This is a genomic window from Luteimonas aestuarii (genome assembly GCF_004357985.1).
GTDB classification, from domain to species: Bacteria; Pseudomonadota; Gammaproteobacteria; order Xanthomonadales; family Xanthomonadaceae; genus Luteimonas; species Luteimonas aestuarii.
This window is the reverse complement of the sequence record NZ_SMTF01000019.1, coordinates 22938-37735: the sequence shown is the minus strand read 5'-3', so window position 1 is coordinate 37735 and position 14798 is coordinate 22938. Positions and strand designations below refer to the sequence as shown.

Sequence of the window (14798 nt, the reverse complement as noted above, 5' to 3'; positions counted from 1 at the left end):
GATCATGCGGGGATGACCACGGACCGCATCATCGACGCCGACGCCACGCGCGAGGACGACGCCATCGAGTCGTCGATCCGGCCGAAGCGGCTGGCCGATTACCTGGGCCAGCAGCCGGTGCGCGAGCAGATGTCGATCTACATCGACGCTGCGAAGCAGCGCGCCGAGGCGCTCGACCACGTGCTGATCTTCGGGCCGCCGGGCCTGGGCAAGACCACCCTGTCGCACGTGATCGCCAACGAGCTCGGCGTCAGCCTGCGGGTGACGTCGGGACCGGTGATCGAGAAGGCCGGCGACCTGGCCGCGCTGCTGACCAACCTGCAGCCGCACGACGTGCTGTTCATCGACGAGATCCATCGCCTGTCTCCGGTCGTGGAGGAAGTGCTGTACCCGGCGATGGAGGATTTCCAGCTCGACATCATGATCGGCGAGGGCCCGGCCGCGCGTTCGATCAAGATCGACCTGCCGCCGTTCACCCTGATCGGCGCGACCACGCGCGCGGGCCTGCTGACCGCACCGCTGCGCGACCGCTTCGGCATCGTGCAGCGGCTGGAGTTCTACAGCGCCGACGAACTCACGCGGATCGTGCGCCGTTCGGCGCAGATCCTCGGCATCGCCTGCGAAGGCGAGGGCGCCGTCGAGATCGCGCGTCGCTCGCGCGGGACGCCGCGCATCGCCAACCGCCTGCTGCGGCGCGTCCGCGACTACGCGCAGGTGCGCGCGGATGGCCGCATCGATGGCGCCGTGGCCGGTGCCGCGATGCAGATGCTGAAGGTGGATCCGGAAGGCTTCGACGACCTCGACCGTCGGCTGCTGGAGTTGATCATCGACAGCTTCGACGGCGGGCCGGTCGGGGTGGAATCGCTGGCCGCGGCCCTGTCCGAGGAGCGCGGCACGCTGGAGGATGTCATCGAGCCCTACCTGATCCAGCAGGGCTTCCTGGTGCGCACCGCGCGCGGACGCATGGCGACCCACAAGGCCTATCGTCACATGGGGCTCACGCCGAAGGACGGCCGCGCGGACCTGTTCGCGGGAGATGCCGGTGGCGGGTGATCCGGCGCACGGTTCGCCGTTCAGTTGGCCGACAAGGGTCTACTGGGAAGATACCGACGCCGGTGGCGTGGTGTACCACGCGCAGTACCTGGCCTTCCTGGAGCGCGCGAGGACCGAGTGGTTGCGCGCACTGGGGCACGGCCAGGAACAGCTGCGCGAGATGCACGACCTCGTCTTCGCGGTGCGGGCGATGCGGATCGATTTCCGCAAGCCCGCGCGGCTGGACGATGCACTGGAGGTGTCCGCCGCCCTGCGCCAGTGCCGCCACGCCAGCCTGGTGATGGCACAGGCCATCCATCGCGACGGGGAACTCCTGCTGGATGCCGAGGTCAGGGTCGCTGCGCTGTCCGCGCGCGACTTCCGCCCTCGCGCCATGCCGCCCGCGCTGCTTGAAGAACTGGAACAACACGTGATCGCCCCCGGAGCCGACGAATGACCCCCATCGCCGCCATGCTGCTGCAGGCCACCGAAATCCAGCCGCTGCCGGACGAGTCCGCGGCCACCGCGACCCAGCTTGCGGATACCGCGACGGCGGCCGCCAACGTGGCTGCGCACGGCGGCATCAACTATTTCGACCTGATGCTCAAGGCCAGCCTGCCGGTGCAGCTGATCATCCTGCTGCTGCTGGTGGGTTCGGTGGTGAGCTGGGTGATCATCTTCCGCAAGTCGCGCAGCTTCAAGCAGGCCAACGAGGACGCCGACGATTTCGAGGACCGCTTCTGGTCCGGCGCGGATCTCAACAAGCTCTATGCCGGCGCGACCGACCGCAACCGCATGGTCAATGGCCTGGAGGCGATCTTCGAATCCGGCTTCCGCGAGTTCTCGCGGCTCAAGGACCGCCGCGACCCGGAAGGCCGCGCGCAGCTGGAAGGCGCGCAGCGTGCGATGCGCGTGGCCGGCACCCGAGAACTGGACCGGCTGGAACGCAACCTGGAGTTGCTGGCCAACATCGGCTCCACCGCGCCTTACGTCGGCCTGGTGGGCACGGTGTTCGGGATCATGGTGACCATGCACGACATGCTCAACAGCGGCGAGCAGGCGGGTATCGCCGCGGTCGCACCGGGCATTTCCGAAGCGCTGTTCGCGACCGCCATCGGCCTGTTCGTCGCCATCCCGGCGGTGTGGGCCTACAACCGCTTCACCACGCGGGTCGAACGCCTTGCGGTGCGCTACGAGAGTTTCGCCGAGGAATTCAGCTCCATCCTGCAGCGCCAGACGCCGGCGGGCTGAGCGGAGGCCGACATGTCCGGAACCGTGATCCGCCGCAAGCGGCGCAAACTCAAGTCCGAGATCAACGTCGTGCCGTACATCGACGTGATGCTCGTGTTGCTGATCATCTTCATGGTGACCGCGCCGCTGCTGACGCTGAGCGTGGACGTGAAGCTGCCGTCGTCCACGGCGCTGGCCACCGCGGACAGCAGCGAGCCCTACGTGGTCGTGGCGTACCCCGACGGGCGCTACGGCCTGTCGCTGCCCGGGGCCAGCCAGCCGGAGATACTGGCCGACGACGCGTTGATGCAGCGACTGGCGGCAATGCGCAACCAGCAGGGCAGCGAACTTCGGATCATGGTGGCGGCCGATGGCGCCGCGCCGTACCAGCGCGTGATCGATGCGATGGGCGTGTTGCGCAATGCCGGCATCAGCAACGTCACCCTGATCTCCGACGCAGGCGGCAATGCACGCTGAAGCCGTCAGGCAACGCTTCGACGGCGACGACGAGGGCTTGGGCCGCGCCGTCGCGCTGGCCATCGCCGTGCACATCGGCCTGGCCCTGGTGCTGTGGCTGGGGGCGAAGATTTCCTGGGACCGCGAGCCGCTCAGCGTGGCCGGGGCACCGTCGATGGAAGCGACGCTGGATGTCTCCAGCAGCGACCAGCGGGCGGTGACCCGCGCACTGGAGTTCACGCCCGAACCCATCCCCGAGCCGGTGCCGGAGCCCGAACCGCTGCCGATGCCGATCGAGGATCTGGTGGCACCGCCGCCGCAACCGGCGCCCGAACCCCGTCCGCAGGACGCCCCGGTGCCGCCGCAACCTGCGCCGCAGGAGCGCGTGCCCGATCCGGCCCCGGTCAACCAGGAGGAAGTGCGCCGCGACGCCGAGCGCGAGCGCGCCCGCATCGAGCAGGAGCAGGAAGCCAGGCGCCGGCAGGAGCAGATCGAACTGGCCGAGCGCCAGCGCCAGGAAGAGGCCGAGCAGAAGCGCCGGCAGGCGCAGCAACAGCTCGAGCGTATCCGCGCCGAACGCGAGCGCGCCGCGCGCGAGGCGCGTGAGGCGCAGGAGCGCGTGGACCGCATCGCCCAGCGCGAGGCGCAGCAGGCTTCGCAGCAGCAACAGGCGTCTGCACCGCCGCCACCCGGCAACCAGGGCACGGATGATGCGCTGGCGGGGCGTTACGCCGCGGCGTTGCAGGACGCGATCCTGCGCAACTGGACGCGGCCCGATTCTGTGCCACTCGGCCAGCGCTGTCGCATCGTCATTCGCCAGATCCCCGGCGGCACGGTGACCTCGGCCGAGGTGGATCCCTCCTGTCCCTACGATGCCATGGGCCGGCGGTCGGTCGAGGCGGCGGTGCTGAAGGCGCAGCCGCTGCCGTATGCAGGCTTCGAGTCGGTCTTCCAGCGCACCCTGATCCTGAATTTCACCGCGCAGGACCGTTGACCCCGCGCTCGTGGTGGACAAGTCCGCCTGCGTTCATCTTCATCCGGCCGTTCGCGGCCAAGCTGTATCAAGCCTTCTTTCCCGGACATCCCCTGCTGCCATGAAACGACTCCATCGCTGGCTGTTCGTCCTGTTCGTGTCGCTCTTCCCGCTGGCTGCCTCCGCGCAACAGGGGCTGGAGATCGACATCATCGGCGGCAACGCCTCGGCCCTGCCGATCACCATCGTGCCGATGCCCTACCAGGGGTCAGGTGCGGCCCCGGATACCGACGTGTCTGCCGTGATCCGTGCCGACCTCGAGCGTTCCGGCCAGTTCCGCACGCTGCCCGAGCGCGACATCGTCGAGCGTCCGACCCGGGGTGCCGACCTCAATTACCCCACCTGGCGGGCGCTGCGGCAGGACTTCATCGTGGTCGGCCGCGTGGTCGATGCCGGCGGCGGCAGCTACCGCGTCGAGTACGAACTGTTCGACGTGGCCAAGCAGGAACGCCTGCTCGGCTTCGCCATGACCGCGCGCAGCAATGCCATGCGCGACGTGGCCCACCAGATCGCCGATGCGGTGTACGAGAAGATCCTCGGCGTGCCGGGCGCGTTCTGGACCCGCATCGCCTACGTGACGTCGTCAGGCACCGGCAGCAATGCCCGCTATGCCTTGATGGTCGCCGATTCCGACGGCTGGAACCCGCAGACGGTGGTGCGCTCGAACGAGCCGCTGCTGTCGCCGGCCTGGAGCCCGGATGGCACCAGGCTGGCCTATGTCAGCTTCGAGCGCGGCAATTCCGCCATCTACATCCAGGACATCGTCAGCGGCAGCCGTGAGCTGGTGTCCAGCTACCGCGGCATCAACAGTGGCCCGGCGTTCTCGCCCGATGGCCGCAGGCTCGCGCTGACCCTGTCGCGCAGCGGCAACCCCGAGATCTACGTGATGGACCTCGGCAGCAAGGCGTTGACCCAGATCACCAACCACTTCGGCATCGATACCGCGCCGGTCTGGAGCCACGATGGCACCAGCATCTATTTCACCTCCGACCGCGGCGGCCGCCCGCAGATCTACCAGGCGCCCGCCGGGGGCGGCGGGGCGACGCGCGTGACCTTCGAAGGCAACTACAACTCGGACCCCAGCCTGTCCTTCGATGGCAAGAAGATTGCCGTGGCGCAGGGCGCGGGCAACGTGTACCGTATTGCGGTGCTGGATCGCAGCCTCGGGTCGCCCCGCTGGTCCACGCTGTCGCCGGGTTCGCTCGATGAGTCTCCGAGCTTCGCCCCCAACGCCAGCATGGTCCTCTACGCGGCGCGTGAGGGACGGAGGGGTGTGCTGTATGCCGTCTCGGCCGATGGTCGCGTTCGCCAGCGCCTGGTACTTGCGGACGGGGACGTCCGCGAACCTGCTTGGGGGCCTTACCGTACGCGGCGTTGACTTCGCCTGCACACGGTACGGTCCAACCTGAATGACCAAAGCCCTGTCAACGCCAAAGGATCGACGAGATGAAGACCACCACGCCTGCTCTGATCGGCAAGCTGCTGCTGGCCGCTGCTATCTGCACCACCATTGCTGCCTGTAAGCGGGATGTCCGGCCCACCACGCCGACCGATACCGGTCCGTCGACCGGCACCGTGACCGACCCGGGTCCGACCACGCCGGGCGCCTACGGTCCCAACGACCTCGATACCGATGCCTGCCTGCGGCAGCGCGTGGTCTACTTCGATCTCGACCAGGACGCACTGCGTCCGGAATTCCAGGCCGCCATGGCCTGCCACGCCAAGTACCTGCGCGATCGTCCTTCGTCCCGCATCACGCTGGAAGGCAACGCCGACGAGCGCGGCAGCCGCGAGTACAACCTCGGCCTGGGCGAGCGTCGCGGCAACGCGGTGTCGTCCGCACTGCAGGCCAACGGTGGCTCCGGCGGCCAGCTGACCGTGGTCAGCTATGGTGAAGAGCGCCCGGTTTGCACCGAGTCCAACGAAGATTGCTGGGCCCGTAACCGCCGCGTCGAAATCGTGTACACGGCGCGCTGATCCAGCGGTCCTGTAGATGCTGAAGATCCTTGCTCCAATCGCGTGCGCGGCGGCCCTGGTGGCCGCCGCGCCCGCATTCGCCCAGCGGGCCAGCCTGGCGGATCGTGTCGCGGTGCTTGAACAGCGTGCCGCCGACAACCAGGGCAACATCGACCTGCTGAACCAGCTCACCGCGCTGCGCACCGAGGTCCAGGCCCTGCGGGCCCAGGTGGAGGAACTGCAGCAGCAGAACGAACAGCTGCGCACCACCAGCCAGCACCAGTACCTCGACCTCGACGGTCGCCTGGAGCGTCTGGAAGGCGGGGCCATGCCGCCGGCCGCTGCTGGCGGGCAACCGGCGCTGCCGCCTCCTGCCTCCGCAACGTCCCCGGCGGCCCGGGATCCGGGGCCGACCATCCACGGCGATCCCGGTTCGTTGTCGCAGATGCAGGTCGCCGACGAACGTGCCGCCTATGAGGCGGCGTTCGATGCGCTCCGTTCGGGCCAATACGAGGAATCGGCCCGCCGCTTCCAGCAGTTCCTCACCCAGTTCCCGTCGGGCAGCTACGCACCGAATGCGCGCTACTGGCTGGGGGAGAGCTACTACGTCACGCAGGACTACGCGCGGGCGCTGGAGCAATTCCAGACGCTCGTGCGGCAGCATCCGACCCACGACAAGACGCCGGGGTCCGTGCTCAAGATCGGCCTCTCGCAGTACGGCCTGAACGACCTGGATGCCGCGGAAGCCACCCTGGCACGCGTCGGCCAGCAGTATCCCGGCACCGATGCCGCGCGTACCGCCGAGGATCGCCTGCACGCGATCCAGATTTCGCGCCTCCGCTAGAATCGCCGCATGACCGCCGTTTCGCCCGATGCGGCCGCCGCATCGAACGCGGACCGGCTCAAGCTCACCGAAATCTTCCTGTCGCTCCAGGGCGAAGCCCGCGACGCTGGCTGGCCGACCGTTTTCGTGCGTCTCACCGGGTGCCCGTTGCGCTGCCAGTATTGCGACACCGCCTACGCCTTCCATGGCGGCGAATGGTGGTCGATCGACGCGATCGTCGAGCATGTGCGCAGCTTCGGCGTGCGCCATGTCTGCGTGACCGGCGGCGAACCGCTGGCACAGAAGCGTTGCCTGGAGCTGTTGTCTCGCCTGTGCGACGCCGGGCTGGCGGTCTCGCTGGAAACCTCCGGTGCGATCGATGTGTCGGCCGTGGACGCGCGGGTGTCGCGCGTGGTGGACATCAAGACACCGGGTTCGCAGGAAGCCCACCGCAACCGCTGGGAGAACCTCCCGCTGCTGACCGCGCATGACCAGGTGAAGTTCGTCATCTGTGGCCGTGACGATTACGCGTGGGCACGCGACCGGGTGCGGGAGCACCGGCTGGACGCGCGCTGCGACGTGCTGTTCTCGCCCAGCAAGTCCGAGGTGTCGCCCACCGACCTTGCCGACTGGATCGTCGCCGACCGCCTGCCGGTGCGTTTCCAGCTGCAGTTGCACAAGCTGCTGTGGAACGACGAGCCCGGGCGATGAGCAGGCCACTGGAAACGCGGTCATGAAGAAGAAGGCAGTCGTCCTCCTCTCCGGCGGCATGGATTCGGCCGTGGTGTTCGCCATCGCGCGCGAGCAGGGATACGCCGTGCACGCGCTGAGCGTGAGCTACGGCCAGCGGCATACCTCGGAGCTGGCGGCGGCGGGGCGGCTCGCCCAAGCGATGGGGGCGGTGGCCCAGAAAGTGGTGGGCGTCGACCTGCGCAGTATCGGCGGCTCTGCCTTGACCGACGACATCGACGTGCCCGAGGCGGGTGGCAGCGGCATCCCGGTCACCTACGTACCCGCGCGCAACACCATCATGTTGTCGGTGGCACTGGGCTGGGCCGAGGTGCTGGGCGCGGCGGACATCTTCTGCGGCGTCAACGCAGTGGATTATTCGGGCTACCCGGATTGCAGGCCCGAGTTCATCGCGGCCTTCGAGCGCCTGGCCAACCTGGCCACCAAGGCCGGGGTGGAGGGAGTGGGGTTGCGCATCCACGCCCCGTTGCTGCACATGGGCAAGGATCGCATCGTCCAGGAGGGGGTTCGCCTGGGCGTCGACTTCGCGCACACGGTCTCGTGCTACGACGCGGATGCGGAGGGCAGGGCATGCGGGCGATGCGATGCCTGCCGGCTTCGCGCGGCGGGCTTCGCCGATGCCGGGATCCCGGACCCCACGCGCTACGTGGCCTGATGCTGCGCTAGAATATTGCCGCGCCGGTGCAACGCCGGTCGTTCGTCGTCGGGTCGTTAGCTCAGTCGGTAGAGCATCGGACTTTTAATCCGCTGGTCGATGGTTCGAATCCATCACGACCCACCATCACGCTTCAGCCTTCGTGCGGGGCACGTCGTCATTCACTGGCAGTCGCGTCCCGGATGACATCCAGCACCGCGTCCCCATAGCGCCCTAGCTTGCCGGCGCCGATCCCGCCCATGCCGGCCAGTTCGCTCTTGCTGGCCGGGCGGCGACTGGCGATCTCGCGCAGGGTGCTGTCGTGGAAAATGACGTAGGCAGGCACGTTCTGCTCCTGCGCCAGCCGCGCGCGCAGCGCGCGGAGCGCCTCGAACAGTGCGAGGTCGGCGGGATCGAGGTCGATCGCGATCTGCGAGCGCGCGACTCCCGTGCCGGTGCGATTGCGTTCGCGCCTCCCTGGAGGCTTGCGCAAGTGCACCGCCTGCTCGCCCTTGAGTACCGGGCGGCTGCTGGCGCCCAGCCGCAGGCCGCCGTAGCCCTCGGTGTCGACTTCCAGGAAGCCCAGCGCCACCACCTGGCGGAAGACGCTGCGCCAGGTGCGCGCATCCAGGTCCGCGCCGACGCCGTGGACGGCGAGTTGGTCGTGGCCGAACTGCCGGATACGTTCGCCGTCGCTGCCGCGCAGTACGTCGATCAGGTGCGCCGCGCCGAAGCGCTGGCCGGTGCGGTACACGCAGCTGAGCGCCTTGCGAACGGCCTCGGTGGCGTCCCACGATTCCGGTGGCTGCAGGCAGTTGTCGCAATGGCCGCAACTGTCGGGGTACTCCTCGCCGAAGTTCGCAAGCAGCACCTGGCGGCGGCAGCGCATGGATTCGCAATAGCCCACCAGCGCGTCCAGCTTGTGATGCTCCAGCCGCTTGCGCTCGTCGCCGGATTCGGACTGGTCGATCATCTGCCGCAGCAGCACCACGTCGCCCAGCCCATGGCACATCCAGGCGTCCGCCGGTTCGCCATCGCGGCCGGCGCGCCCGGTCTCCTGGTAGTAGCCCTCGATCGACTTGGGCAAGTCCATGTGCGCGACGAAGCGCACGTCGGGTTTGTCGATGCCCATGCCGAAGGCGATGGTGGCCACCACCACCACGCCGTCTTCCAGCAGGAAGCGACGCTGGTTGGCGGCGCGGGCGGCGGCTTCCATGCCGGCGTGGTAAGGCACGGCATCGATGCCGTGGCCAACGAGGAATGCCGCGGTTTCGTCCACCTTGCGCCGCGACAGGCAGTACACGATGCCGGCGTGGCCGGTGTGTGGCTGCAGGAAGGCGAGCAGCTGTTGCCTGGCGTTTTCCTTCTGGGTCACGGTGTAGCGGATGTTGGGCCGGTCGAACGAACTGGCGAAGCGGCGCGCCTCCACCAGTTCCAGCCGCTCGGCGATCTCGCGCTGCGTGGGCGGGTCGGCAGTGGCCGTCAGCGCCATCCGTGGCACGCCAGGCCAGCGTTCGTGCAGCACGGTCAGTTCGCGATACTCGGGGCGGAAATCGTGTCCCCATTGCGACACGCAGTGCGCCTCGTCGATGGCGAACAGTGCGATCTGCGAGCGCTCGAGCATCGACAGGAAGCGTTGCGTCAGCAGGCGCTCCGGCGCGACGTACAGCAGGTCGAGGTTGCCCGACTGCCAATCGCGTTCCACGTCCTGCGCCGTGGCCGCATCCAGCGACGAATTCAGGTAGGCCGCGCGCACGCCAAGCTGGCGCAACGCCTCCACCTGGTCCTGCATCAAGGCGATCAAGGGCGACACCACGATGGCGGTCCCATCGCGCAGCAGGGCGGGCAGCTGGTAGCACAGCGACTTGCCGCCACCGGTGGGCATCAACACCAGCGCATCGTGGCCAGTCGCGACGTGTTCGACAATGGCGGCCTGTTCGCCGCGGAACGCGGCATGGCCGAAGACGCGGCGCAGCAGCGCCTCGGGGGATTCCTTCATGCGGCTAGGATACCGCCGCGCCGATGGCAGGCCGTCGGAAAACCGCCCGGCGTGGCGTCGGGCAACAGCGAACGCCGCAGATCGCTGCCGCGGGCGCGCGGCGTACGGCACGCCCGCGGCGGAAGGCTCACTGCAGCAGCGAGCGCAGCATCCAGGCGTACTTTTCGTGGGTCTGCAGGCGCTGGACCAGCAGGTCTTCCGTCGGCTCGTCGTCGATGTCGTCGGCCACGTCCAGCGCCTTGCGCGCGGTGCGACACACGGCCTCGTTCGCCATCACCAGCTGTCGCACCATCTCGCGCCAGTCGGGGGCTTCGGTGGCGCCGGGCTCTTCCTTGATCGACGACAGCTTGATGAACTCGGCATACGACCCGGGGGCGTTGTAGCCCAATGCGCGCATGCGTTCGGCGATTTCGTCCAGCGCGCCCCACTGCTCGGTGTACTGCGTCTCGAACATCACGTGCAGCGAATTGAACATCGGCCCGGTGACGTTCCAGTGGAAGTTGTGGGTCTTCAGGTACAGGGTGAAGCTGTCGGCGAGGAACTTCGACAGCTCCTTCGCGATCTTCTTGCGATCCTTGTCCGGCAGGCCGATGTTGATGCCGGGCCCGCTGTCGTTCGGTGCCGGTGATGCGGCCGGTACAACGGTCGAGGCGGGACTGGCGCCACGCGACGCCTTCGGTTTCCTGGCGGCTTTGGCGGGCTTGGCGGTCTTGGTCTTGGCCATGGGGAGTCTCCTGGGATGGGGTTCGGCGACAATACGCCGCTGGCAGCAAGGACATGTGGCGCCCGTGCGCGAACGCAAGGCAGGCGATGAATTCTAGGCAGGCACCCGCGACGGCTCCGTTAAAGCTGGCGCGGCAAGCGATCGACGGAGCGCTGGCGCGTGACCGTGGTCGGCTGCTGGGCCTGTGGTCGCGCTGGCGCGAGGCCCCGGCAGATGCCCAGCGCCAGGCCCGGTTCGGCACCGCGCTGGAGGCGTCGGTGGCGGCGCGCGTGGCACGGGCCGCGATGTTGCCGGCGGTACCGACGCTACCGGACCTGCCGATCAGCGCCGAGGCGGAGCGCATCGTCGCGCTGATCCGCGGGCACCAGGTGGTGGTGGTGGCCGGGGAAACCGGCTCCGGCAAGACCACCCAGCTGCCCAAGCTGTGCCTGCGGGCGGGCCGGGGTGCGGCGGGGATGATCGGCTGCACCCAGCCGCGCCGCATCGCCGCCCGCGCGGTGGCGCGGCGCGTGGCGGAGGAGTTGCAGGCGCCGATGGGCGGGCTGGTCGGCTACCAGGTGCGCTTCAACGACAACGTGTCCGAGCAGACCGCGATCAAGTTCATGACCGACGGCATCCTGCTGGCCGAGATCGCCTCCGACCGCTGGCTGTCGCGCTACGACACGATCATCGTCGACGAGGCCCACGAGCGCAGCCTCAACATCGATTTCCTGCTGGGCTACCTCAGGCAATTGCTGCGCAAGCGCCCGGACCTGAAGCTGGTCGTGACCTCGGCGACGATCGACACGGAACGCTTCTCGCGGCATTTCGACGATGCGCCGGTGGTCAGCGTGGAAGGGCGCGGCTATCCGGTGGACGTGCGCTGGCGACCGCTGGAAGGCGAAGGCGAAGAGGGTGGCGAACGCACGGTGCTGGACGGCATCGTCGCCGCCTGCGACGAGATCATCCGCGACCGCGGCACCGGCGACACCCTGGTGTTCCTGCCTGGCGAGCGGGAGATCCGCGATGCCCACCGCGCGCTCGAGGGCCGCAAGTACCGGCACACCGAGATCGTGCCGCTGTACGCGCGGCTGTCCGCGCGCGACCAGGACCGCGTGTTCAATCCCGGCCCGCAGCGGCGGATCGTGCTGGCCACCAACGTCGCCGAAACCTCGCTGACGGTGCCGCGCATCCACTACGTGGTGGATCCCGGGCTGGCGCGGGTGAAGCGCTACAGCCCGCGGCAGAAGCTGGACCGGCTGCACATCGAGCCGGTATCGCAGGCCAGCGCCGACCAGCGCAAGGGGCGCTGCGGGCGGATCGCGCCGGGCACCTGCCTGCGGCTGTATTCCGAGGCCGACTTCCAGTCGCGGCCGCAGTACACCGATCCCGAGATCCGTCGCGCCGCGCTGGCCGGCGTGATCCTGCGCATGCTGTCGCTGGGGCTGGGCGACATCGAGGCGTTCCCGTTCGTCGAGCCACCGGACCCGCGCGCGGTCGCGGACGGCTGGCAACAACTGGCCGAGCTGGGCGCGGTGGATGCGCAGCGCAAGCTGACCGAGATCGGCCGCACGATGGCCAGGCTGCCGGTGGACGTGAAGCTGTCGCGCATGCTGGTGGCCGCGCAGGCCCACGGCGTGCTGCCGGAGATGCTGGCGATCGCGTCCTTCCTCGGCATCCAGGACCCGCGCGAGCGCCCGGCCGACCAGCGCGCCGCCGCCGATAACGCGCATGCGCTGTTCGCCGATCCGAAATCGGAGTTCGTGGGCATCCTCAAGCTGTGGCAGGCCTATCGCGCCGCGCACGAGGAGATGACGCAATCGCAGCTGCGCCGGTGGTGCGAGAAACACTTCCTCGGCTTCCTGCGCATGCGCGAATGGCGTGAACTGCATCGGCAATTGAAGCTGCAGTGCGAAGGGTTGTGGAGTGGGGCGGGTCTCGAGCCGCCATCACCCGACGCCTGTCCGCCGCGTCGGCATCGACCGTCGGCGGAGAATGTCGGCGCGACCGGTCGCTTGCGGGGGCGCGCGGGGAAGCACGCGTCTGCGGACGGAGTCGCGGGTGGCAAGGTGGCGGCTTCGTGGTGGGAAGGTGATGGGGTGGCGGGTCGGGACCCGCCCTACGCATTGCTGCATCGCGCCTTGATTGCGGGCCTGCCCACGCAGCTGGGCCATCGCACCGATCGCGGGCTGTACGACGGCCCGCGCGGACGCAAGTTCCAGTTGTTCCCCGGCTCGGCGCTGGCGAAAAAGCCGCCGTCCTGGGTGCTGTCGGCGATGTTGCTCGATACCGAGCGCGTCTGGTCGCTGACCAACGCAGCGATCGAGCCGGACTGGGTGATCGCCGAACTGCCGCACCTGCTGGCACGACGCCACCACGATCCGCGCTGGTCGCGGGGGCAGGGGCGCGTGATCGGCAGCGAGCAGGTCAGCCTGCTCGGACTGGTGCTGGCACCCAAGCGTCCTGTCGACTATGGGCGGCTGTATCCGCAGGAAGCGCGGGCGCTGTTCCTGCGCGACGGTCTGGTCAGTGGCGAGATCAACCTGCGCGCGGCGTTCCTTGCGCGCAACCTGAAGGTGCTGGAGACCGCGCTGGAGGAGGAGGCCAAGCAGCGCAAGGCCGGGTTGGTCGTGGACGAGGAATGGATGGCGCAGTGGTATGCCGACCGGGTGCCAGCGGACATCGTCGATGCGCGCTCGCTCGATGCCTGGTACGCCAAGGCGCCGCCGCCGGCGAAGCGCGCACTGGAATGGACGCGCGACGACCTGCTGGTCGGTGATCGCACCGATGCGGCTCGCTTCCCGGCCTACCTGCCGTTGGGCGACGTGCGCCTGGCGGTGCGCTACCGCTTCGAACCTGGCGCGCCGGATGACGGCATGACGGTGGTGGTGCCGCTGCACCTGCTCAACGCACTGGACGAGGTGCGCCTGTCCTGGCTGGCGCCGGGCCTGGTGGAGGACAAGGCGGCGGCGATGATCCGCTCGCTGCCCAAGCCGCTGCGTCGCAACTTCGTGCCGGCGCCGGATTTCGCGCGTGCTTTCGCAGAGGCGCACGCAGCCGACGAGGGCGATGCCTTCGCCGGTGCGCTGGCGCGTTTCCTGCAGAAGCTGACCGGCGTGGCGGTTGCGGGCACGGATTTCGACGAGGCCGGGCTGGAAGCGCACCTGCGCGTGAACCTGCGGCTACTCGATCGCGACGGACGCAACGTGTTGGCCGAGTCGCGGGATCTGGATGCCTTGCGTGCGCAGTACGGCGCACATGCCGCACGCGAATTCGCGTCACGCGCGGCCGAGGGCATGGCGCGGTCCGGGCTGCGCGGCTTTCCGGCGCAAGCGATCCCGGTGTCCGTGCCCGGTGCGGGCGGAGTGCCCGCGTATCCGGCGCTCAGCGACGACGGCGACGCCGTGTCGCTGGGCGTGCATGCGGACGCGGCGGAGGCTGCGAGACGCCATCCCGACGGCGTGCGCCGCCTGCTGCGGATCGCCCTGCAGGAACGGATGAAGCAGGCGCGCAAGCAGCTGCCGGTGCAGCCCAGGACCGCACTGCTGTATGCGGCCATCGAATCGGGTGCGCCGCGTCCGGGCAAGGACGGCGACCGCCTGCGCGAGGATCTGATCGAGGGCGGCCTGGCGGCGCTGCTCGCCGACGGCGTTGCGGACATCCGTGACCTGGAGGCCTTCGAGGCGAAGCGCGAGGTGGTGGGCAAGGCCCTGTTCGGCGAAGCGATGCAGCGCCTGCGGCAGGCCGAAGCCATCCTGGGCGGCGTGGCCGAGGTGCGCGCGAAGCTCGAGTCGCCGTTGATGGGCTGGGCCAAGGCCAATCTCGACGACATGCGCGGGCAATTGGCGGCGCTGGCGGCGCCGGGTTTCCTTCGCGATGTGCCGGCCGACGCACTGGCGGTGTATCCGCGCTACCTGAAGGCGCTGTCGCTGCGCGCGGAGCGCGCGCTGCGCGACCCCATGCGCGACCAGCAGCGCATGCTCGACCTCAAGCCATTGGCCGACGCGCTGGAAGAGGCCGCAGCGAAAGGGCAGGGCGATGCCGACGAACGGGCGACACTGCGCTGGGCGCTGGAGGACCTGCGCGTGGCCGTACATGCGCAGGAACTCGCCCCACGTGGTGGCATGACCATGAAAAAACTGGCGACGCGGATTGCAGCCCTTGCGGGATGACGCCAAGGCC

13 protein-coding genes and 1 tRNA gene are annotated in these 14798 nt (G+C 69.0%); 12 read left to right on the top strand and 2 right to left on the bottom strand.

The annotated features are described in order from the left end of the window. Window positions 1-12 precede the first annotated feature (12 nt). The 11 genes from ruvB (at window position 13) to E2F46_RS15930 (ending at window position 8061) form a co-directional block, all read left to right on the top strand. Window positions 13-1053: a Holliday junction branch migration DNA helicase RuvB gene (gene ruvB, locus E2F46_RS15980; protein ID WP_133323582.1), complete on the top strand. Its 1041-nt coding sequence runs from the start codon at window positions 13-15 to the stop codon at window positions 1051-1053. Continuing rightward, the gene (gene ybgC, locus E2F46_RS15975) at window positions 1037-1489 is read left to right on the top strand and encodes a tol-pal system-associated acyl-CoA thioesterase (protein WP_133323581.1); all 453 of its coding nucleotides are present in this window, start codon (window positions 1037-1039) and stop codon (window positions 1487-1489) included. The genes ruvB and ybgC overlap by 17 nt, the downstream gene beginning before the upstream one ends. Beyond that, window positions 1486-2283 (top strand): protein TolQ, encoded by a 798-nt coding sequence (gene tolQ, locus E2F46_RS15970; RefSeq protein ID WP_133323580.1) that lies wholly within the window; start codon window positions 1486-1488, stop codon window positions 2281-2283. Before ybgC ends, tolQ begins: the two co-directional genes overlap by 4 nt. A 12-nt stretch (window positions 2284-2295) precedes the next feature. After that, window positions 2296-2739 carry an ExbD/TolR family protein gene (locus tag E2F46_RS15965; protein WP_133323579.1) on the top strand — a complete coding sequence of 148 codons (444 nt, stop codon included), beginning with the start codon at window positions 2296-2298 and terminating at the stop codon, window positions 2737-2739. Next, on the top strand, window positions 2729-3712 hold the full coding sequence (gene tolA, locus E2F46_RS15960; protein WP_133323578.1) for a cell envelope integrity protein TolA: 984 nt from the start codon (window positions 2729-2731) through the stop codon (window positions 3710-3712). Before E2F46_RS15965 ends, tolA begins: the two co-directional genes overlap by 11 nt. A gap of 100 nt (window positions 3713-3812) precedes the next feature. Then, entirely contained in the window at window positions 3813-5129 is a 1317-nt protein-coding gene (gene tolB / locus E2F46_RS15955; RefSeq protein ID WP_133323577.1) for a Tol-Pal system beta propeller repeat protein TolB, read from the top strand. Between the two features lie 68 nt (window positions 5130-5197). Continuing rightward, the gene (gene pal, locus E2F46_RS15950) at window positions 5198-5728 is read left to right on the top strand and encodes a peptidoglycan-associated lipoprotein Pal (RefSeq protein WP_133323576.1); all 531 of its coding nucleotides are present in this window, start codon (window positions 5198-5200) and stop codon (window positions 5726-5728) included. Window positions 5729-5744: 16 nt separating this feature from the next. Further along, the gene (gene ybgF / locus E2F46_RS15945; protein ID WP_133323575.1) at window positions 5745-6551 is read left to right on the top strand and encodes a tol-pal system protein YbgF; all 807 of its coding nucleotides are present in this window, start codon (window positions 5745-5747) and stop codon (window positions 6549-6551) included. A gap of 9 nt (window positions 6552-6560) precedes the next feature. After that, complete coding sequence (queE, locus tag E2F46_RS15940) at window positions 6561-7241, top strand: 7-carboxy-7-deazaguanine synthase QueE (protein WP_133323574.1); 681 nt, start codon at window positions 6561-6563, stop codon at window positions 7239-7241. A 22-nt stretch (window positions 7242-7263) separates the two neighbouring features. After that, window positions 7264-7935, top strand: a complete 672-nt coding sequence (gene queC / locus E2F46_RS15935; protein WP_133323573.1) for a 7-cyano-7-deazaguanine synthase QueC — start codon at window positions 7264-7266, stop codon at window positions 7933-7935. A gap of 50 nt (window positions 7936-7985) precedes the next feature. Then, a tRNA-Lys gene (locus E2F46_RS15930) sits at window positions 7986-8061 on the top strand. Window positions 8062-8092: 31 nt separating this feature from the next. On the opposite strand, the gene recQ is transcribed toward E2F46_RS15930, so the two are convergent. Then, entirely contained in the window at window positions 8093-9913 is a 1821-nt protein-coding gene (gene recQ / locus E2F46_RS15925; RefSeq protein WP_133323572.1) for a DNA helicase RecQ, read from the bottom strand. Between the two features lie 127 nt (window positions 9914-10040). Then, window positions 10041-10637, bottom strand: a complete 597-nt coding sequence (locus E2F46_RS15920) for a Dps family protein (protein ID WP_133323571.1) — start codon at window positions 10635-10637, stop codon at window positions 10041-10043. Between the two features lie 86 nt (window positions 10638-10723). Between E2F46_RS15920 and hrpA the strand changes: the two genes are divergently transcribed. Next, complete coding sequence (gene hrpA / locus E2F46_RS15915; protein WP_133323570.1) at window positions 10724-14788, top strand: ATP-dependent RNA helicase HrpA; 4065 nt, start codon at window positions 10724-10726, stop codon at window positions 14786-14788. Window positions 14789-14798 lie beyond the last annotated feature (10 nt).